This window comes from Arthrobacter sp. TMT4-20 (assembly GCF_054510775.1).
Genome location: NZ_JBTNDW010000003.1, coordinates 181,226 through 200,865, shown reverse-complemented (window position 1 = coordinate 200,865; position 19,640 = coordinate 181,226). Strand labels below are relative to the sequence as shown.

General features: G+C 65.3%; 18 protein-coding genes. 8 read left to right on the top strand and 10 right to left on the bottom strand.

Features of this window, described 5'->3' with window-relative positions; translation table 11 throughout:
* Positions 1-22: 22 nt before the first annotated feature.
* On the top strand, positions 23-778 hold the full coding sequence (locus tag ACX80Z_RS05220) for an SDR family NAD(P)-dependent oxidoreductase (RefSeq protein WP_459315120.1): 756 nt from the start codon (positions 23-25) through the stop codon (positions 776-778).
* A gap of 37 nt (positions 779-815) precedes the next feature.
* Positions 816-1,667, top strand: coding sequence for a fumarylacetoacetate hydrolase family protein (locus ACX80Z_RS05215; RefSeq protein WP_459315119.1), 852 nt, complete (start codon positions 816-818; stop codon positions 1,665-1,667).
* A gap of 34 nt (positions 1,668-1,701) precedes the next feature.
* Here ACX80Z_RS05215 and ACX80Z_RS05210 read toward each other — a convergent pair whose 3' ends face one another.
* Genes ACX80Z_RS05210 through ACX80Z_RS05200 form a run of 3 tightly spaced genes read right to left on the bottom strand, consistent with a single transcriptional unit; the run spans position 1,702 to position 4,887 of the window.
* A complete protein-coding gene (locus tag ACX80Z_RS05210) occupies positions 1,702-2,805 on the bottom strand; it encodes a polyprenyl synthetase family protein (RefSeq protein ID WP_459315118.1) in 1,104 nt (367 codons plus the stop codon).
* A gap of 9 nt (positions 2,806-2,814) precedes the next feature.
* On the bottom strand, positions 2,815-4,131 hold the full coding sequence (locus ACX80Z_RS05205) for a geranylgeranyl reductase family protein (RefSeq protein WP_459315117.1): 1,317 nt from the start codon (positions 4,129-4,131) through the stop codon (positions 2,815-2,817).
* Complete coding sequence (locus ACX80Z_RS05200; protein WP_019481818.1) at positions 4,132-4,887, bottom strand: demethylmenaquinone methyltransferase; 756 nt, start codon at positions 4,885-4,887, stop codon at positions 4,132-4,134.
* A 132-nt stretch (positions 4,888-5,019) separates the two neighbouring features.
* On the opposite strand from ACX80Z_RS05200, the gene ACX80Z_RS05195 reads away from it, so the two are divergent.
* The 5 genes from ACX80Z_RS05195 to ACX80Z_RS05175 all read left to right on the top strand — a co-directional run bounded on the left by ACX80Z_RS05195 (position 5,020) and on the right by ACX80Z_RS05175 (position 10,430).
* Positions 5,020-6,360 carry an isochorismate synthase gene (locus tag ACX80Z_RS05195; RefSeq protein WP_116779022.1) on the top strand — a complete coding sequence of 447 codons (1,341 nt, stop codon included), beginning with the start codon at positions 5,020-5,022 and terminating at the stop codon, positions 6,358-6,360.
* 128 nt (positions 6,361-6,488) lie between these two features.
* Positions 6,489-7,283, top strand: coding sequence for a transporter substrate-binding domain-containing protein (locus ACX80Z_RS05190; protein WP_116779023.1), 795 nt, complete (start codon positions 6,489-6,491; stop codon positions 7,281-7,283).
* A gap of 84 nt (positions 7,284-7,367) precedes the next feature.
* Entirely contained in the window at positions 7,368-8,153 is a 786-nt protein-coding gene (locus tag ACX80Z_RS05185) for an amino acid ABC transporter permease (RefSeq protein WP_019481821.1), read from the top strand.
* Positions 8,150-8,914, top strand: coding sequence for an amino acid ABC transporter ATP-binding protein (locus ACX80Z_RS05180; protein WP_279325277.1), 765 nt, complete (start codon positions 8,150-8,152; stop codon positions 8,912-8,914). Before ACX80Z_RS05185 ends, ACX80Z_RS05180 begins: the two co-directional genes overlap by 4 nt.
* Positions 8,915-9,017: 103 nt before the next feature.
* A complete protein-coding gene (locus ACX80Z_RS05175; protein ID WP_459315116.1) occupies positions 9,018-10,430 on the top strand; it encodes a D-alanyl-D-alanine carboxypeptidase family protein in 1,413 nt (470 codons plus the stop codon).
* A 40-nt stretch (positions 10,431-10,470) separates the two neighbouring features.
* Here ACX80Z_RS05175 and menD read toward each other — a convergent pair whose 3' ends face one another.
* The 4 genes from menD to ACX80Z_RS05155 all read right to left on the bottom strand — a co-directional run bounded on the left by menD (position 10,471) and on the right by ACX80Z_RS05155 (position 16,448).
* Positions 10,471-12,222, bottom strand: coding sequence for a 2-succinyl-5-enolpyruvyl-6-hydroxy-3-cyclohexene-1-carboxylic-acid synthase (gene menD, locus ACX80Z_RS05170; RefSeq protein ID WP_459315115.1), 1,752 nt, complete (start codon positions 12,220-12,222; stop codon positions 10,471-10,473).
* 156 nt (positions 12,223-12,378) lie between these two features.
* Positions 12,379-14,547, bottom strand: a complete 2,169-nt coding sequence (locus ACX80Z_RS05165) for a PhoX family protein (protein WP_459315114.1) — start codon at positions 14,545-14,547, stop codon at positions 12,379-12,381.
* Between the two features lie 182 nt (positions 14,548-14,729).
* Positions 14,730-15,722: an o-succinylbenzoate synthase gene (locus tag ACX80Z_RS05160; RefSeq protein WP_459315113.1), complete on the bottom strand. Its 993-nt coding sequence runs from the start codon at positions 15,720-15,722 to the stop codon at positions 14,730-14,732.
* A 69-nt stretch (positions 15,723-15,791) separates the two neighbouring features.
* Positions 15,792-16,448, bottom strand: coding sequence for a hypothetical protein (locus ACX80Z_RS05155; protein ID WP_459315112.1), 657 nt, complete (start codon positions 16,446-16,448; stop codon positions 15,792-15,794).
* Positions 16,449-16,542: 94 nt separating this feature from the next.
* On the opposite strand from ACX80Z_RS05155, the gene ACX80Z_RS05150 reads away from it, so the two are divergent.
* Positions 16,543-17,454, top strand: a complete 912-nt coding sequence (locus ACX80Z_RS05150) for a phosphatase PAP2 family protein (RefSeq protein ID WP_459315111.1) — start codon at positions 16,543-16,545, stop codon at positions 17,452-17,454.
* Here ACX80Z_RS05150 and ACX80Z_RS05145 read toward each other — a convergent pair.
* The 3 genes from ACX80Z_RS05145 to ACX80Z_RS05135 are packed head-to-tail and all read right to left on the bottom strand — an operon-like array spanning position 17,451 to position 19,596.
* Positions 17,451-18,680, bottom strand: coding sequence for an MFS transporter (locus ACX80Z_RS05145; protein WP_459315110.1), 1,230 nt, complete (start codon positions 18,678-18,680; stop codon positions 17,451-17,453). The two genes, ACX80Z_RS05150 and ACX80Z_RS05145, sit on opposite strands and share 4 nt — an antisense overlap.
* Before the next feature lie 41 nt (positions 18,681-18,721).
* Positions 18,722-19,153, bottom strand: coding sequence for a hypothetical protein (locus tag ACX80Z_RS05140; RefSeq protein WP_459315109.1), 432 nt, complete (start codon positions 19,151-19,153; stop codon positions 18,722-18,724).
* The gene (locus ACX80Z_RS05135; protein WP_459315108.1) at positions 19,150-19,596 is read right to left on the bottom strand and encodes a cupredoxin domain-containing protein; all 447 of its coding nucleotides are present in this window, start codon (positions 19,594-19,596) and stop codon (positions 19,150-19,152) included. Before ACX80Z_RS05135 ends, ACX80Z_RS05140 begins: the two co-directional genes overlap by 4 nt.
* Positions 19,597-19,640 lie beyond the last annotated feature (44 nt).

Here is a 19,640-nt window from a genome sequence, read left to right as displayed (position 1 = left end):
TCAACGAAGAATAAGGACAACCATGGCAAACACTTTCAATGGCGTGCGCGCTCTCGTGACCGGCGGAGCGTCTGGAATAGGTGCCGCGGTCACCGCCGAGCTGGTGGCCCGCGGTGCCCGGGTCGCTGTGCTTGACCTGCAGCCCGACAATCTGCCTGACGGCGTCGTCGGTTTCACCTGCGACATCGGTGACAGCGCTTCGGTTAACTCGGCAGTGGCGTCGGTGGCCAGTGAGCTCGGGGGCATCGACATCGTCGTCAATAATGCGGGGATAGGCGCAGCCGGGACTGTGGCCGACAATGCTGACGACGAGTGGCTCCGCGTGTTGAACATCAACGTTGTTGGGATCGCCCGGGTGTCACGGGCGGCACTCCCCTACCTCAGGGAATCGGCTTCCGCAGCCATCGTCAACACCGCTTCGGTGGCAGCGACCCATGGCCTGCCGCAACGGGCGCTCTACTCTGCGAGCAAAGGGGCAGTGGCCGCGCTCACCCGAGCAATGGCAGCGGATCATATGCGGGACAACATCAGGGTCAACTGCGTCAATCCCGGCACCGCAGACACCCCATGGGTTGGCAGGTTACTTGCAGCTGCGACGGATCCCGCCGCTGAGCGCCAGGCGCTGGAAGCCCGCCAGCCGCATGGTCGGTTGGTGTCCGCCGAAGAGGTGGCATCATCAATCCTCTTCCTGGCCGACCCGGCCAATGGCTCCACAACCGGAAGTTCCCTGACTGTCGACGGCGGGATGCATTCTCTGCTGCTCCGCTCTGATGCCTAGACCACCTGTTTACAACGCGACAAAAAGGAGACTTAAAATGGAACTGATGAGATTGGGCGAGTCCGGCCGGGAAATCCCTGCGGTGCGCCAGGACGGGGAAACCTATGACCTGCGCGGACTGACCGCCGACATTAACGGCGTGTTCCTCGGGGAGGACGGCATCGGCCGGGTGCGTGATGCATTGGCTGCCGGCACCCTTCCACCGCTTGAGGGGGCCGCAGCGATGCGGGTGGGAGCTCCGCTGACGGGTATTGGCGCCGTCGTCTGCGTGGGCCAGAACTATGCGGCGCACGCTGCCGAGACCGGCGACCAGCCGCCCAAGGCCCCGATCATCTTCTTCAAGCATCCCAATACGGTCGTCGGGCCGAACGACGACGTCGTCATCCCGCCGGGCGCCCAGAAAGTTGATTGGGAGGTGGAGCTTGCCGTGGTCATCGGCAAGCGGGCGTCCTACCTGTCCAGCGTCGAGGAGGCCCTCGACTGTATCGCCGGGTTCACGATCAGCAACGATGTCTCGGAACGCGACTACCAGATCGGGCACTCGGGAGGCCAGTGGTCCAAGGGCAAGTGCGCGCCGACCTTCAACCCGATGGGACCAGCCTTGGTGCCGGTCGCCGACGTCGCGGATCCGCAGGCACTCCGGCTCTACTCAACCGTCAACGGTGACCCCAGACAGGATTCCACGACAGCTGACATGGTGTTCAGCGTCGCCGAGATCATTCACAACCTCTCCCAGTACATGGCCCTGGATCCCGGTGACGTGGTGAACACCGGCACCCCCGAGGGTGTTGCCCTGTCCGGCCGTTTCCCCTACCTGGCGGCCGGAGACATTATGACGATCGGCATTGACGGTCTGGGCGAGCAGCGCCAACACGTCGTCGGGTCCTAATTGGCGCAGGTCAGGTCGACAAGAGGAGCCGGGGCTAGACGTCCCGGGTGACGACGGCCTGGGCGAAAGCGGTCAGCGCCTGCTTGACGATGCTTTCCGGCAGTGGTTCGAGGGCGGCGACGGCGTCGTCGGCCCACTGCTGAGCGACCTTCCAGGCGTCCTGGGTTGCCGGGTGGGTACTGACGGCAGCGACGGCGGTAGCGAGCGACTCGTCCGAGGTGAGGTCCCCATCGACCAGGTCGACAACATGGGCGGCCGAAGGGTCCCCGGCAGCAGCGGCCTGGCGGATCAGCAGAATCGGCAGCGTCGGGACGCCCTCGCGCAGGTCGGTGCCTGGTGACTTGCCGGAAGTGACCTTGACGCCAGTGACGTCGATGACGTCGTCGGCGAGCTGGAACGCCACCCCCACCTTCTCGCCGTAGGACAGCATGACGTCGATGACCGACTGCGAGGCCTGGCCGAACAGCGCGCCGAGCTGACCCGACGCCGCAACCAGCGACCCGGTCTTGTCTGCGATGACCGACAGGTAGTGCTCCACCGGATCTTCGTCCTCGCGGGGCCCGACCGTCTCGTGAAGCTGTCCCAGGCAGAGCCGTTCAAAAGTCCGCGCCTGGATCCCCAGGGCCCGGCCGCCCAGCTCCGACACCAGGATGGAGGCACGGGCGAAGATCAGGTCACCGGTCAGGATGGCTACCGAGTTACCCCACACCTCGTGGGCCGTCGGCGCACCACGACGGTACGGCGCCGAGTCCATGACGTCGTCGTGATAGAGCGTGGCCAGGTGAGTCAGTTCGACGACGACGGCGGCCTGCACCACCTCGGGGCGGCTGGCATCCCCGAGGTGCGACGCCAGAATGGTCAACAGCGGCCGGATGCGTTTGCCGCCCGCTTCAACGAGGTGGCGGCTGGTCGCATCGGCGAGCGGATCGGAGCTGGCGATGGCTTCCCGGAGCTGCTTCTCGACCTTGGCCAGGCAGGTGGTGACCGCGGGGCCAAGGTGAGGATCCTCGGCGATCAAGGCAAATCCGGGCGGAAGCCGCAGACCGGTAGCAATGGCTCCGGTGGCAGTGTCGAGCTCGGCGCCATCGGACAGCGAGTGTCCAGCACGGGTCCAGCCGGGGTTCGCAGATTCTGTCACTGTCTAAGACTAACTAGTAGAGCGCGTGGAACTGGCATGCGTCCGCGCGCGCGGATGGGATTGGTTGCTGACGGCCGGCACCAGCTGCTCCAGCAGGTGAATGACGCGGTCCTCGAAACCTTTGCCACCGGAGTCGGTCAGGTTGGCGAGCATCCGCACCACAAAGCGCATCAGCACCGGGATCGGCATGCCGGTCCGCAACGCCAACCGCAGAATGGCCGGCTTGCCGATCAGCTGAGCGAAGATGGTGCCGAGGGTGAAGTGGCTCCCCCACAGCCCTCTGATGTGTGGCGCGTAACCGGCCAGGACCTGATCGCGGCCCAGGGTTGAGCCGACCTGTTCGGCGTTGATGATGAACTCGGCAGCGTACCGGGCCGACTCCATCGCGTAGGAGATACCCTCGCCGTTGAACGGGGACACCATTCCACCGGCATCGCCGAGCAGCAGCATCCCCGGACTGTAGTGGGGTGTCCGGTTGAAGCCCATGGGCAGGGCGGCCCCGCGGATCTCGCCGACCTGCTGCTCGGGAACGAAACCCCACTCAGCGGGCATCCCGGCGGTCCAGTCCCGCAGCACCTGCTTGTAATCCAGCTTGCCGAACTCGGCAGAGGAATTGAGGATACCCAGGCCCACATTGGACGTGCCATCCCCCACACCGAAGACCCAGCCGTAGCCGGGAAGCGGCTTGCCGGTCGCGTCGGGGAGCTCGAGCCACCCTTCCATCCAGGGGTCCTCATGGCGCGGACTGGTGAAGTAGGTGCGTACCGCGACGCCGAGCGGGCGATCATCGCGCTTCGCCAAGCCCAGGCTGACGGCCGTCCGGGTCGAGTTGCCGTCGGCCGCCAGGACGGTGTCAGCGTGAAACTGCCGGGTCTCCCCCGTCTTACGCCCGGACGAGTCCAGGATATTGACGACGACGCCGGTCACCCGGCCGGCGTCGTTGCGGATCGCTCTGGTGACGGAGTGACCCTCAAGGATGATGGCGCCCGCCGCGCGAGCGTGTTCGGCTAGTTGTTCATCGAATCCGAACCGGGTGCGGACCAGCCCGTAATCGGGGAAGTCGGTTAGCTCCGGCCAGGGCACCTCGACGGTGCGGCCGCCGGCTTTGAGCCGCAGCCCGACGTTGCGGCGCCATCCCGCCGTCTCCTCATGGGGCAGGCCGAGCAGCTGGATCTCACGGACTGCGCGGGGCGTGAACCCGTCTCCGCAGACCTTCTCACGCGGGAAGACCGATTTTTCCACCACTGTCACGTCTACCCCGGCACGCGCCAGGTAGTAGGCAGCGGTTGAGCCAGCGGGGCCAGCCCCGACAATCAGTACCGACACTTAGTTTGCTGGCCGCGTGCTGCGGCGGCTGAGGCGCGCCTGTGCGGGTGCTGTAGCAGTGTCAGCGGGCTTGGTCGCGCGATGGACGGCGACGATACCGCCATTGAGATTGCGGTAGGCCACGTCCTGCCACCCGGCATCAGTGAGCCAGCCAGCCAGTGCATCCTGATCCGGCCAGGCCCTGATGGATTCCGCGAGATACACGTAGGCGGTCGGGTTCGAACTGACCTTCGTCGCAATCGCGGGCAATGCCCGCATCAGGTACTCCGTGTACATGGTGCGCCACAGTCGAACGGTTGGTTGTGAGAACTCGGCGATCACCAGTTTTCCGCCGGGCTTGGTGACGCGCAGCATCTCCGCGAGCGCCTGCTGCGGACGGTGCACGTTACGGAGCCCGAAGGAGATGGTCGTCGCGTCAAAGGAGTTGTCGGCAAACGGCAGATCGGTGGCATCGCCGGCAATGAAATCAATGTCCGGGCGACGGCGTTTGCCGACCCGCAACATGCCGAGGGAGAAATCGCAGGCGACGACGTACACCCCGTTGTCTGCGTAGGGCTCGCTGGAGGTGCCGGTTCCGGCGGCCAGGTCGAGCACCTTTTGGCCCTTCGCGGCTCCTACCGCATCCACCACAATGCGACGCCAGCGGTGGGTCTGTCCGAGGGACAGGACGTCGTTGACCACGTCGTATTTGGGCGCCACGTCGTCAAACATGGCTGCAACTTCTTCGGGACGCTTTTCCAGTGATGCACGGTTCACCCTTGTATTGTCTCAAACAATTGACAGGTCCATAATCGGGGCGCGGGCGACCGGGTTCCGGGCAACCGGGTTCCGGCGGTGGCACGGCCAGCCCGTCCCTGCCACTGCCGGGCAAGAGTAGGCTTGGAAATCATGAGCACTCCGTCCTCCATCGCGGTCGCGCCGCCGCTGACACCAGTGCGCGGTCTGCGCAGCATCACCATTCCCCGGGGACAGCTCGACGACAGTACCGGCCTGCTCGACTATGTTGCCCGCAATGACGTTCACACCTGGGTGCGCCGCGGCGATGGCCTGGTTGCCTTCGGTGAAAGCGCCCGGTTCACGACGGCGGGCCCCGACCGGTTCATTGAGGCCCAGGAGTGGTGGCGCACCCAACTCGACGCCGCCGACGTCGACAATCCGCTCGCCGTTCCCGGTTCCGGACTGGTGGCCTTCGGCTCGTTTGCGTTCTCCAAGACCTCCCAGCATCAGTCCCGGCTGATTGTGCCGCGCATTGTGGTGGGCTGCCGCGATGGTCACAGCTGGCTGACCTACATCACCGACGACGAAGGCGCGGAAGTAACCGCCGACGCCGCCGAGGCGGCGCTGGCTGAATACCTCGACGAGACGGCCATCGAACGTGTTCCTGACGCCGCTGACCGGCTCACCCCGGGAATTCTCTCCGAGGAGCAGTGGATGACCGCCGTGGAGCAGGGGATCGAGCACGTTCGCAGCGGCGAGCTGAGTAAGTTGGTGCTCGCGCGTGACGTCGTCGCCGAGCTCGGTTCTCCGGTGGCGACCGCCCAGGTGCTGCGCGAACTGGCGGTCAGGTACTCGGACTGCTGGACCTACTCGGTGGACGGGCTGATCGGTTCAACACCTGAAATGCTCATAAAAGTTGAGAACTCGACGGCCCAGGCCAGGGTCCTCGCCGGCACCCTGGACCGCAACAATGCACCGGCCGATGATCCGGACTACGCGCAGCGGGTGCTCGCTGGCTCCGAGAAGCAACTGCATGAGCACCAGATCGCCATCGACTCGCTGACCGGCCAGTTGGAGCCATTCACCAGCACCATGACATCACACAGCGAGCCGTTCGTCCTCGAACTACCCAACGTCTGGCATTTGGCTTCCGATGTCACAGCGCAACTGGAACCGGGCGCCGATGGCAGCGTACCGACGTCGCTGGCCCTGGTCGGGGCGTTGCACCCCACTGCGGCGGTCTGTGGGACACCGACGACCGTAGCGGGAGCCCTGATCCGGGAATTGGAGCATATGGAGCGCGGACCCTATGCCGGGCCAGTGGGCTGGATGGATGCCCGGGGCAATGGTGAGTGGGGCATCGCGTTACGCGGCGCGGTAATCGAGAGTCCAACCCGGGTGCGAATGTACGCGGGGTGTGGCATCGTCGCTGCATCGAATGCCGCAGCTGAGCTGGCGGAATCGTGGAGCAAGTTCAGGCCCATGATCGAGGCCCTGGGCATCCGGCGGTAGCATTCCCCGTCCCCAGTACTGTCAGGTCCCGATGGTTACCAGTACGCAATACCTGTAGCCTGTGATGCACATCTCCATGCGGCTAGAATTTGAATCGAAGTTTTCCCGTCCACCAAAGAGGTATTTGCATGTTTGCCAAGCGCTCATCCGTTCCCAAGACCCTCGCCATCGCGGCCATCGGTGCGCTAGCACTTAGCGCCTGCGGTGGCTCCGACGAGCCAGCCGCCGATGATTCGGGCCTCGGCCTGATTGCTGAGGGCGCGCTCACCGTATGCTCGGACATCCCCTACGCACCATTCGAATATGAAGAGGACGGCGAATACGTCGGCTTCGACATGGACCTGATGCGCGCCATCGCCACCGGCCTGGACCTCGAGCTTGAGGTGGTCGACGTCGGCTTCGACGGCCTCGCCAGTGGCGCGGTGCTTGCGGCCGGCCAGTGCGACGTCGGTGCCAGCGCCATCACGATCACCGAGGAGCGCGCGGAGAACATTGCGTTCACCGAGCCGTACTACGATTCCCTGCAGTCCCTGCTGGTTCCCGTGGACTCGGATCTTGCCTCGATCGACGATCTTGCGGGCGAGTCGGTGGGTGTCCAGGCCGGAACCACCGGTGAAACGTACACCCGCGAGAACGTCCCTTCCGACACCGAGGTTGTAGCCTTCCCGAGCGACGCGGAACTGTACTCAGCTCTTCAAGCCGGCAACGTCGCAGCCATCCTGCAGGACCTGCCGGTGAACCTCAGCCACACCGAGGACGGCACCTACACGATCGCCCAAGAGTTCGAAACCGATGAGCAATACGGTTTCGCACTGCCCAAGGAAGGCAGCGAGGATCTCCTCGAGGCCGTCAACGAGCAGCTCGCCGAGCTGCGGGACAACGGCGAGTACGACGAGATCTACAACACCTACTTCTCGGAGTAGAAACCCCGGCCCGGAACCGGTCCGGGATCCTCGGATCCTGACGGGTTCCGGGCCGACAGCCCCCGAGAAAGATTGGCTCCCGACTTGAAACGCTCAACCCGCAGACGTCTGACCCGCGGCGCCCTGTACGCACTCTTCATCCTCGCCGTCGCCGTCGTCGTCTGGCTCGCCGATTGGGAGGCGATCCAAAGCAATTTCTTCGACCTGGACGTTGCTGTCGAGGCATTCCCCGAAATTCTGACCGTCGCGGCGAAGAACACAGTCCTCTACACGGCCATCGCGTTTGTCGGTGGGCTGCTCCTCGGCCTGATTCTGGCGCTGATGAAGCTCTCTCCTGTCCTGCCCTATCGCTGGGCAGCGACCGCTTACATCGAGCTGTTTCGGGGGCTCCCCGCTCTGCTGGTGATCTTCGGTTTTGCGTTCGCGGTGCCGATCGCCTTCGGCTGGCGTCCGCCGGGCGGTAGCGCCGGTGCTGGCCTGATCGCCCTGATCATCGTCTCTTCCGCCTACATCGCCGAAACCATCCGAGCGGGGATTGAAGCTGTTCCGCCAGGCCAGGTGGAGGCCGCCCGGTCCCTGGGGATGCATCCATCGTGGACCATGATCTCGGTCGTGCTGCCGCAGGCGTTCAGGATCATCACCCCGCCGTTGACCAATGAACTGGTCATCCTGATCAAGGACACCTCACTCCTGTTCATCGCGGGCATGGCTCTGGGCGACCGCGAGTTGACCACCTTCGCCCGTGACATGGTCTCTTCATCCGCCAACGCCACGCCGTTGGTCCTCGCTGCCCTCCTGTATTTGATCATCACCCTGCCGCTCACCCAGCTGGTGGCCAAGCTTGAACGACACAACAAGAGAGGGCGGTGAGCCCTGTGACTGAAGCAGCGCTCCGCAAGGGCGTGCCGGCCATCGAGGTCCGCGACCTGCACAAGAGCTTCGGGGACAACGAGGTCCTCAAGGGCATCGACTTCCATGTGGATCAGGGTGAGGTGGTCTGCGTGATCGGCCCGTCCGGCTCCGGGAAGTCCACCCTGCTCCGGTGCGTCAACCGGTTGGAAGAGCCCACCAGCGGCACCATCCTTGTGGAAGGCGTCGATATCACGGACGACGAGACGGACCTGGACAAAGTACGCACCCGCATCGGCATGGTGTTCCAGCAGTTCAACCTCTTCCCGCACCTGAACGTGACCCGTAACCTCACCCTGGCTCAGATCAGGGCGAAGAAGCGCAGCAAGTCAGAGGCAGGTGAGGTCGCGGCGCGCAACCTCGCCAAGGTGGGTCTGGAGGACAAGGCCATGGCCTTTCCGGCCCAGCTTTCCGGCGGACAGCAGCAGCGCGTGGCAATTGCACGTGCGCTATCCATGGACCCGGACATGATGCTCTTCGACGAACCCACCAGCGCCCTGGACCCCGAATTGGTGGGTGACGTGCTCGATGTGATGAAGCAGCTGGCCAAGGACGGCATGACCATGATGGTGGTCACCCACGAAATGGGCTTCGCCCGTGAAGTTGGGGACCGGGTGGTATTCATGGACGGCGGAGTGGTGGTCGAGCAGGGCAAACCCGAGGATGTCCTCGGCAACCCGCAGCATGAACGCACCAAAGAGTTCCTCTCGAAGGTTCTGTAACCACTCGGTTGGCGGCAATGTCCTGCGCCTTTGGTCCCCTAGCGGCGGGCCGGAGTGCGTGGGACGATAGGTCCACCAGACCCACCTACCCGCGGGAATCCTCATGCCCTCACCCATCCGGAACCCAAGGCTTCGCGCAAGACTCCTCAGCGTCGTCGTGCTGTGCTGCGCCCTACTGGGTGGGATGCTCGCAGCCCAGCCCGCAACGGCCGCCGTCCCCGTGGCGAACCCGAACAGCTATCACGTGCTGGTCACCAAGTCACGGCCGCTGAACCCCCTGAACTACATCGCACCGGATCTGGTCTATTTTCCCGGCACCAACTATGTACTCCGGCGTGCTGTCTCGGCGAATCTGGAAAGCCTTTTTGCTGGCGCGCGTAACGCTGGGGCACCACTGAGCGTGGTGAGCGCCTACCGTTCCTACGCCGAGCAGGCATCCCTCTACAACAGCTATGTGGCGCGATACGGGCAGGCAGTGGCCGACACCATTTCGGCACGCCCGGGGCACAGCGAGCATCAGACCGGACTCGCCGTCGACGTCGGCAACGCCAACGGCTCTTGTGGCCTGGGTGCCTGTTTCGGGACCACCGCGGGGGGCAAGTGGGTCGCTGCCAATGCATGGCGGTACGGGTTCATTATTCGCTACCCGGACGGTTACCAATCGACCACCGGTTACACCTACGAACCGTGGCATCTGCGCTACGTGGGGCTGCCACTAGCCACCGAGATGAAGACCCGCGGCATCCCCACGCTGGAGCACTATTTCGACGGTTCCAACCCGACCATCAAGAGCCCAACGGACCTCACCGCAGTGGATTCCGCAGGGGTGCTGTGGAATTACCCACCCAACTGGACCGGCGGATTCGCGCAGCGCGCCCGGGTGGGCAGCGGCTGGGGCGGTCTGAAGGCCGGGTTCACCACCGACTGGAACTCCGACGGCATCCAGGACATCCTCGCCCAGTGGCAGGACGGGAAACTCACGCTCTATCGGGGGCTCCGGGGCGGCGGTTTCCAGTCACCCATCCGGATCGGCAGCGGCTGGGCCAACCATGAGATCACTGTCGGCACCTGGTGGCGGGGGAGCCGGTACCCGTCGGTGGTCACCAAGGACGGCGCAGGACGGCTGTGGCACTACGCAAACAACACAGGCGGAGCCCTGTCCTCGCAGGCCCGGGGGCAGATCGGGTCGGGGTGGCAGAACCTGAAGATCACGCTGGCCGACTTTGACCGGGACGGCAACCAGGACGTGCTCGCCACCCGCACCAACGGTGAACTGGTGCTTTACCGGTCCAATGGAAAAGCACGTTTCATCTACGAGAGTCGACGTACCATCGGCTCCGGCTGGCAACACATCGAAAGCGCACAGGCCGTCTCGGGTTTCCGGGGCCCAGGCTCCTACGGGTTGACCGCTCGAACCAGTTCCGGCGCCCTCAGGCACTACCCGATCAACTCCGGCGGCTGGGGTGGGTCTTTCACCATCGGTTCGGGGTGGCAGAACTACCGGCTCTTTCGGTAGGCCCACACCGCACGGTTCCGGCCTACGTCCCGACCGCGGCCTAGACCACTCGGGCGACGCCTGCCTTGATCGAGGCGTGCAGTGCGCGGAGGCCCGATCGGTTGGCCCGGACCTCGATCACCGAGCGGCCCTTGATGGGTGGCGCCAATGCTGCGTCAAGGCCAGCGGCCGAGGTGACCAGTGAATGCCTGACGCCGTACCCATGGGCCAGCGCCTCGAGATCGGCGGTGTGGGGGGTGCCGAAGAGACGCTCTACGACCCTGCTGTGGCGTTCGAGGTTCTTCTCCTCCCCGTGTTCCAGGAGACCGAAGATGCCTCCGCCGGCATCGTTGAGCACCACTATCTGCAGGTCGGCCTCATCCTCGCCGGGCCCCAAAAGCAGCCCACCGGCGTCGTGCAGAAAAGTCAGGTCACCGAGCAGCAGGCGCGTGGGGATACCGGTCGCGAGCGCGATACCGGTTGCGGTGGAGATGGTTCCATCAATACCGGCGAGGCCGCGGTTGGCGTAGACCTCCAGGGGGTGCCAGCCAGGGGACGCGATGAGATCGGCGTCCCGGATGGGATTGGAGGATCCGAGCATGAGATTTCCGTCAGTGCTTTCCCAGACGGCGTCTGCCACGTGGAGCCCGGTCAGGGAGGCGCTTTCGGCGAGGGTTGACCGAAGAGCGGCATCAGCGCGGGCACTGGCCTGTTGCCACCGCCCCAACCATCCGTCCTCGCCCTGACCGGCGAACTGCAGCAACTCATCGAGGGTGGTGATGATCCGCTCCCGGCGTCGGCCTGCTTCGAACCAGGCCACCGGCCCCGGGAGGTAAAGTGCCTGCTGCACCTCCGGTCGGGACAGCAAGGCTGCTATTGGTCGTGAGAGAGTGGGCCGCCCGAACACGATCACCCGCTCGACGTCGGGCCCCAGATGTTCCAGCAGCAGCCGGTACTGGGCAACCGCATTGGGACCGAACCGGGCGTTCGAGGAGGGCTCGGCGAGCAACGGGAGGCCGAGGTGCTGGGCGAACACCGCCGCCAGTTCCCCGGCGCCGTGGCCTGCGACTACCACGGTTCGGGCGGTCAACGTCGGGAGGGCGGCGTCGTGAGTGGCGGCGTCATGGGTCGCGGTGTCGTCGTCGGACTGGCTGGTCAGCGGCAGGATGGCGTCGGTGGCAGGAGCGGTGGCTGGCGGGAACCCTACAGGAGCCCCGTCGTGGCTCACAGCACCGGGGGCCATAGCGCCGGGGACTACAGTGTCGGGGTCTACAGTGCCGGGGACCAGCGGGTCGCGGAACGCGAGGTTCAACTGGACCGGACCACGTGGGCCTGAGGCCCCCAGCGCCTCGGCCAGGGCCCTGGCAACGAATGCCGAGGGATCATTGCTCGCCGGGACGTCGAGTGCGCATCGCACGTGCGAACCGTAGAGGTTGACCTGGTTGGTGGTCTGGTTGGCGCCGCTCCCCCGAAGCTCGTCGGGCCGGTCCGCTGACAACACCACCAAGGGCACGGCCGCGTGGTTCGCCTCCATGACCGCTGGCATCAGTTCCCCCACGGCGGTACCCGACGTCGTCAGCACCGCAGCGGGTCGCTGCGATCCCTGCGCCAGGCCGAGCGCGGTGAACCCGGCAACCCGCTCGTCGATCCGGACATGCAACCGCACCGCACCCGCGGCCTCAGCCTCGGCCAGCGCATACGCCAGAGGGGCGCTTCGGGATCCCGGTGCCACGACAACGTGGCGGACGCCCGCCGCGGTCAAGGCGGCAACGGCTAGCCGGGCGGCGTCGACGGAGTTCAGCTGCTCATTCACGCTTCAATCCTCACACATCGGGTTCCGCGCTCGTCCCCACCCGGAACGCGCTCCCCCGCCCGGATCGAGTCAACACATCTGACAGGATTCCGGCGCCAAACCCGCTATCTGTGCTGACTCGATGCGAAGGGCGGGGAGTCCCGGCGGAAAGTGGGGCTAACGGTTGCCTGTTGCCTTCGCTTCCCTGCCGCCGCGATCGTCGTCACTGTGCAGCCTGCCCGCACCGCGGCCACGACCGGGACGTTTGTCTTTACCCGGAAGGACTTGTACCACCGAGGGGCGTGGCACCGCTGCGTCGCCGCGGCGCGGTTTACTGCCATCAGCAACATAGTCGGGAAACAGGGAGGTCTGGTTTCCCCAGACGCCGTTCTCCCCCGGGTGCTGGACTGCAACGAAAACGTGGCGGTCCTTGTCCCTGATGATCGGCCCACACGTCTCGCCGTCCCGTGGTACGGCGAGGAACTGTTCCACCTTGCCGCGTTCCTCCCCTTCGAGGGTGACCTGAAACAAGCCATCGCAGTACCCGATGGTGCCCGGCTGCCCGTCAGTGGAGATCCACAGATTGCCGACCGAGTCGAACGCCAGGTTGTCCGGGCATGAAATCGGCGAGACTTTCTGCGCTGGAAATCCGCTGAAGTACACGGTGGGGTCATTGGCCGGGTCACCGCAGACCATCAACAGGTTCCAGGTGAACCGAGCAGAGGTCTGGTCTCCGCCGTTCTCGGTGATCTCAACGACATGTCCCGACCGGTTGGCGGTTCGCGGGTTCGCCTCGTCAGCGGGCGAGTTGGCGCCGACACCGCGGTTGGTGTTGTTGGTGCAGGCCACGTAAACCTTGCCGGTGCTGGGGTTCGGCTCCACGTCTTCGGCCCGGTCCATTTTGGTGGGACCCACCTTGTCGGCGGCCAGCCGGGTATAGACCGCTACCTCAGCAGCGCTCATTCCCGGGACTGCCGACTTGTTGTTGACGATCAGTGGCAACCACTCGCCGACGCCGTCAAACTCCCCGTCGGTGGGCAGATCGCCGGACCCATCAATTTCGGGGGCCGAGTTGCCCTGAAACCGCGCCACGTAGAGCGACCCCTCGGAGAGGAGCGTCATGTTCTTCCGCCGAGCTGCGGGAGTGCCGGCGGTGTCCATCCGGTTCAGGGAGACGAACTTGTAGAGGTAATCGAACCGCTCGTCGTCACCGGAATAAGCCACCACCCTGCCGTCGCCAGCCACGATCACGTTGGCGCCCTCATGCTTGAAGCGGCCAAGCATCGAGTGCTTCTTCGGCGTCGAGGTCCGGTCGAAGGGGTCCACCTCGACGATGTAACCGAAACGGTTCGCTTCGTTCTGGTATCCCTTGTTCCGGGTATCCAGCCGAGGTTCGTCGGCCTCCCAGCCACGGGCCGTCGGAGACGCGGTGAGCCCGTATCTACGGTCCGAGGCACTGGTTCCCGGGCTGACGAAGTAGCCGTTGAAGTTTTCCTCCCCTGACAGGATAGTTCCCCAGGGGGTGGTTCCGCCGGCGCAGTTGCCGAGGGTTCCGAGAATGGTTCGGCCCGCGGGATCATCAATGGTTTTGACCAAATCGGATCCGGCTGCGGGACCCGTCAACTCGTAGGGGGTGTCGAGCAGGAAGCGACGGTTCAACGGTGCGCCCTGAACATACTTCCAGGCTTTCGAAGCGTTGTGACGCTCCAGTTCAACCACTGTCAGACCGTGCGCTGCGCGGCCGATACCCCGCACCTCCGCGGCCGGCAGACTGGGTGGCACCATGATGGGTTCGTTGGTGTACTCGTGATTGACGAACATCACGGCCCGTTTGCCCTTGCTTCCCGGCAGATCCAGAATGTCCGTGTAATCGCAGTTGTAGCCAAACTGCAGTTGCTGTGCGGCCTCGGACTGGTTGAAGACGTCGAACACCGGCGACTCACGGAACAGGGGATCGCCCCAGCGGATAATCGGTTGCCAGGTGAAGCCCTTCGGCACCGTGAAATCATCTACCAGAGCATCTACCGGACGGATCGGGGCGAACTTCAGGTTGCTCCGGGGCCCCCGCTTTTGGAGGGCGACGGCGGGCGCCAGCTGGGGATCTGTCGGCACCCGGGTGCCTGTCTGTCCACCAACGATGAGGGCCAGCGCCCCGACGGCACCGACCCCAAGCACGTTCCGGCGGGAGTACTCAGAGGAGACGACATCCCTGAAATAGCTGTTGTCGGACGTGTTGCAGACTGCCGAAGCGCACGCATTGTCACACTTCAACGCGCACGTCACCGCGCTGCGCTTTCCATTGGTGTGGCCAAGCATGGGCAAAAAGCGCTTCTTCGTGTCACTCATGTGGTGCCTTCCAGCAGTGGAGCGGGGTGAGCAGCTTCCACACTGACAAGGCCGGGCTAACACTGCGGGCAGTCCAGGTGACAGGAAGGTGAACTTTCGCCTCCGCTCAGCCATTCCGCAGGACTTTCGCCGGTTTCGGCCCCCCGTCACCCCGGATCCAAGAGGCGGAGGGGGTGGGAGATCTAGGCGGAGCCGAGGAGGGCCCGGGTGCGTTCGAGCCGGTCGAGCCACCAGGCGGTCCGTTCAGGAGCTGCCGCATAGCGCTCCAGCAGGTCCTCGGAGACCTGGACCTTGCCCACCGCCAGCCAGCCGCCGTCGGGCACCAGCGACCGTTCGGTGACGTCGCCGCGCATGAGAGAGACGGTGCCCAGTCCGCAGGCGTACGGCAGCTCCGGCAGCGCGGCCGCGAGCGCCACCCCGGCACTGATTCCCACCGATGTATCCAGGGCGGAGCTGACGACGGCGGGAAGCCCGGCCTGCGCAACGATGTCCAGGGCCCGCCGGACCCCGCCAAGTGGCGCAGCCTTGATGACCAGCAGATCGGCAGCATCTTCGCGTGCCACGCGCAACGGGTCGGATTCTTTCCGGACGGACTCGTCGGCTGCGATGAGGACGGGGATCTCCCGACGGCGTAACTCGAGCCGGGCGGCGCGGAGCCCGTCAATGGTCATCACCGGTTGCTCCGCATACTCAAGGCCGTGCTCGGCCAGCACCGTGAGGGCGGTCACCGCCTCAGCAACAGTCCAGCCGCCGTTGGCGTCAACGCGCAGCCCTGCAGCCGGTAGCAGCCGCCGCACCTCGGCGACGCGGGCCAGGTCGTCGGCAAGGGTCTGGCCCCGTTCGGCGACCTTCACTTTGACCGCGGTAACCGGACCGAACCGGGCAAGCACCGATTCGACCTCACTGGCTGGGACAGCCGGGACCGTCGCGTTGACTGCAACCTTCCCGCGAACAGCAGCGGGGAAGCCCTCCCAGCTGGCCTCGATGGCCCCCCGTAGCCACGGCGCGGCCTCGGCGTCGTCGTATTCAGGGAACGGGCAGAACTCGCCCCAGCCGGCCGGCCCTTGCACCAGCAGCGCCTCACGGTGCTGGACCCCGCGGAAGGTCACCCGCATGGGAATCGAGACCACACGGGCGACTGCGAGAAGCTCGGCGGTTGAGGGAAGTGTACTCACGGGTTCAGGCTACGCGACCGGGTTCAGGCAGCGCGACGGTGCTCTTCACCATCCCCAGGACGTCGTCGCTCAGGGCACCGGCCGGAGTGCCGACTGGACGATCACCGTGTCCGGCCCGAACTCGCGATCGTAGCGTTCCTGGCGGGTACCGTCGTCATGGTCGACTGCGACAACCAGATAACCGTTCGTTATCGACGAGTAGATCACCGGGTCGCCCGACGCCCGGATGTCGAGCTCGATCCTTTCAAGGGTGGCCTCGTCATTGGATCCGGGGTTCGCTGGGTCCAGTCGAGGATCGAAGTCGGCTATCGGGTCGTACAGCGAGAGCGGGATGGGTTCCTGGGTCCGGGTGAAGGCTTTGCCGTCCCAGGTTCCCTGGACGGCGTAAGTGCCCCACGTCACCCCGGAGGCGGTTTCGGACTGCTCAACGGCGTCCCAGTCCCAGTTGAGCAGGTCCACGGGGCCACCACAGTGGGGCGGATAGGACTCCCCGACTCCGCCAAGGCAAAGCTGGGGAAGACCATCGCCCTGCTGCCAGACGGTCGTTTGGGCCAGCACCTCCCCTGTCGCCGCGATGCCGCTGGACGGGGATGGATCAGGCACTACCGGATCGGCGGGGCTCGAACCGGTAGGCGCCGACGCCGGAACCCCGACGGCACCGCACGCAGACATTGCCACAGCGATCGCGGCGAGCGATGCCGCCAGAAGCCCAGTATGCCAACCCATGTTCTCATTGTGCGTAGCCGGGCCGGCGTCACGGCCTGCCGGAAGATCACGATTGGATTGCAGAAGTGCAGCGCCGGTATGGAAGTCTTGCAGGGTGAGCCCACAGAAATCCGCGAACCCGACGGGGAGGAAACTTCCCGCCGCCCGGAACCCATCACTGTTCCTGATGGGTTCGCTGGTGTGTGCCGTGGCGCTGGGCTGGACCTATTGGGCGTTCGTGCGGACCAGCACCGGCCAGTTCGCGGACGAATCGGCCTGGCGTGAGGCTGGTTTCGCGGCCCCCGACTCGCAGCAACCCTTCCTCCAGTTTCTGGACAGCCTGCCGGCGCTGTCGGTGCTGTTCGCTGCGGCGGTCATCCTGTTCGTGACGCTACGCAGGCAGCGGTGGTCGGCAGCGGTGATCGCCCTGGGAACCATTGCCGGGGCCAACCTCACCACCCAGGTCCTGAAAAACCTGTTGTTCGATCGCCCCGACCGGGGCGTACCGACGCTCGACTTCAACTCGCTGCCGTCCGGCCACACCACTCTCGCCGCGTCAGCTGCTGCAGCGATTTTCCTGGTGGTCACTCCGAGGTGGAGACCGTTGGCTGCCGCAGTCGGTGGCACCTATTCGGTGGCGGCCGGGGCCGCCACCTTCCTCAACCTGTGGCATCGTCCCGCAGACGTCATCGCGGCCTTCCTGGTGGTGGGTGCGTGGACCCTGCTGGGCGGTCTGCTGATCATGCGGCTCGGCAACGCCTGGAATGTGTGGTCCGGCTACGGCGAGCATTGGGCGGCCTCACGGTTGTGGCTCACCTTCTGCTGGGCTGCGGGAGTGGCAGGGCTCGCCCTCGGTGTCATCCTGTACCTGTATGTCCAGCTCATCGGACCCGCGCCCGTCCCCGGGACAGCACGCATTCCCCTGTTCTTCTGGTCCGGGCTGTCAATGATTGTTGGGGTGGGGTTCACCCTCAGCGCTGCTGCCAGCTGTCTGTTCAGCCATCAGGCACGACGCCGCGTGGGCTAGCTCCGGGCGAGCGACGTCGGCCGGTGCGGTGGCACCCAGAACCACAAGACTGCCGCGGCAAGGAGGCCCAGCCCGCCAGTCGCCCAGATGCCTGCGGAGAGGGTCGCGACGGCGGTGACCGCCGCAAGAACCCCCGGGCCGGTCATGGTCCCGACATCGCTGAGTAGCCGCCAGATTCCAAGGAACTGGGGCCGGCCGGGATTCGGTGAGAAGTCAGCCCCCAGGGTCATCACGATGCCCGAGCCGATACCGTTGCCGAATCCGATCAGGAGCGCCACCAGCAGCAGCCCCACTGCATCGCCGGTGAAGGGCAACAGGATCAGCGCTACGCCCATAATGAGCATGCAGGGTACGGCAACCCACCGCCGCCCCTTGACGTCCATCATCTTCCCGGCCGGGTAGAAGATCAGCATGTCGATGGCGCCGGACAGGCCATAGATCAGGGCAGTGGTGGTGGCGTCCAGACCGATATCCTGCGCCCAGAGCGGCAACACCGCCTGTCGGGTGGCCCGGATGGCGGCGATCAGCAGGACACCAATGCCCACCGTCGCAAAAACCCTGCGGTGGGATCGCAGAATGGACCGGACTGTCGGGGCCGACGACGGCGGGTCCGCTACCTGCTCGAGGGCAGTGGATCCGTTCATGGCTAACCGCCCGGGGGCGACCAGCTCAGGCACCCTGCTGCTCAGGGCGGCAGCAGCGAGAGCGGCCCCCGCCCCCACCCAGTACGCACCAGCCAATCCAGCGAAGCTCATGGCCAGAGCCGCCGCGAAAGGGCCGAGGAAAACGCCGATCCTGGTGACACCGCCGAGCGTGGACAGCGCCCTCGCCCTGAAGTGGATGGGAACGGCTTCGGTGAGGTAACTCTGGCGGGCCAGACCGAAAACGGCACCGGCCATCCCGATCATGAAGATGGCTGCGGCGAACACGGCGAGGTTGGGGGCCAGCAAGGCCAGTACCATCGCCGTCGAGCACCAGAGTGACGCCCCGACCAGGGCCCACCGTTCACCGAACCGGGTGGTCAGGAGCGTTGCGGGCACGTTGGTGACCAGGGAGCCGATCCCGGTGAGGGTGATGATCAGTGCCGCCGTCGCAATGTCAGCCCCGAGGCTGCGCGCCGAGAGCGCTATTACTGGAAGGATCGCCCCCGTCGCCATCCCATAGAGCAGCGACGGGCCGTAAGCGCCGACAGCGATCGACTTGAGGTTGAACGATTCGCCCGGCACGCTTCTACTGTAGCCACCGGCGCCGTTCGCCCTCTTATCGATCAGGCCTCAGGGGTACGCCGCCCCACGAGAATCATCCCGACGACGGCGAGGACTCCGGCCGCCCCCTCAGCGACCGCGCTGAGGGCCTTTTCGAAGAACCAGATCGGCTCGTACATGGCGGGGATGGGCCCGATCGCGGGCAGCTGGACGTAGGTCGACACCACCACAGCCGCGAATGCTGATAGAGCCACCACCGCGGCAACGAGGTAGGACAACCGGCTGCCCCTGAGCAGGACGTAGAAGGCAGCGAGCACCGCCGCGGCCGCCTGCAGCCAGAACAGGGTGCCACCGCCCATCCCCCCTGGATACGCGATCTGATAGTTGGCGGCGAGTTGCACATGGACGAACGCATCGATCGCCAGTCCGATGGCGATCACCACGCGGAGACCGACTAGAACCGGGCGGTTGTGTGCGAGTGCCCGATTGCTCATTCCTCGACGACCAGTGTGCTGATCATGCCTGGGTGCGGCGTGCAGAAAAAGGAGTACTCTCCCGCGTCCTCGGGTGCCGTGAAGGTGACAGTCTCGTTGGGGCCGAAGACTGAATCGAACAGGCCCTCCTCATCCGAAGTGACAGTGTGGCCGACAGAATCATTGTTAATGACGGTTACTTCGGCGCCTGGTGCCACCGGTCCGGAAACTTCGTACTCAAAGTCTGTGATGGTGATGACCACCTCTTCGGCCGCCTCGGCCGGAGTTTCAGCTGATTCGGTGGTCTCGGCTGGCGCGGCGGCTGGGCTGGAGGCCGCCGGGCTGGTGGTGGTAGTTTCCGGTTCCGGGGCCGCACTGCCAGATTCCTCCGACGCGCCACAACCGGCAACTCCCACCAGTGCACCGGCCAGAAGTACTCCCATAACGCTCTTTCGAATATCCATGATTAGCCTTTCCCTCAGAATCCCGATCAGAGCTGTTTTCCAAA

Bases quoted from the DNA above. Each gene is read 5' to 3' on its own strand.
- ACX80Z_RS05165 (WP_459315114.1), bottom strand. From the start codon at position 14,547: ATGAGTGACACGAAGAAGCGCTTTTTGCCCATGCTTGGCCACACCAAT.
- ACX80Z_RS05135 (WP_459315108.1), bottom strand. From the start codon at position 19,596: ATGGATATTCGAAAGAGCGTTATGGGAGTACTTCTGGCCGGTGCACTG.
- ACX80Z_RS05220 (WP_459315120.1), top strand. From the start codon at position 23: ATGGCAAACACTTTCAATGGCGTGCGCGCTCTCGTGACCGGCGGAGCG.
- ACX80Z_RS05215 (WP_459315119.1), top strand. From the start codon at position 816: ATGGAACTGATGAGATTGGGCGAGTCCGGCCGGGAAATCCCTGCGGTG.
- ACX80Z_RS05195 (WP_116779022.1), top strand. From the start codon at position 5,020: ATGAGCACTCCGTCCTCCATCGCGGTCGCGCCGCCGCTGACACCAGTG.
- ACX80Z_RS05190 (WP_116779023.1), top strand. From the start codon at position 6,489: ATGTTTGCCAAGCGCTCATCCGTTCCCAAGACCCTCGCCATCGCGGCC.
- ACX80Z_RS05175 (WP_459315116.1), top strand. From the start codon at position 9,018: ATGCCCTCACCCATCCGGAACCCAAGGCTTCGCGCAAGACTCCTCAGC.
- ACX80Z_RS05155 (WP_459315112.1), bottom strand. From the start codon at position 16,448: ATGGGTTGGCATACTGGGCTTCTGGCGGCATCGCTCGCCGCGATCGCT.
- ACX80Z_RS05140 (WP_459315109.1), bottom strand. From the start codon at position 19,153: ATGAGCAATCGGGCACTCGCACACAACCGCCCGGTTCTAGTCGGTCTC.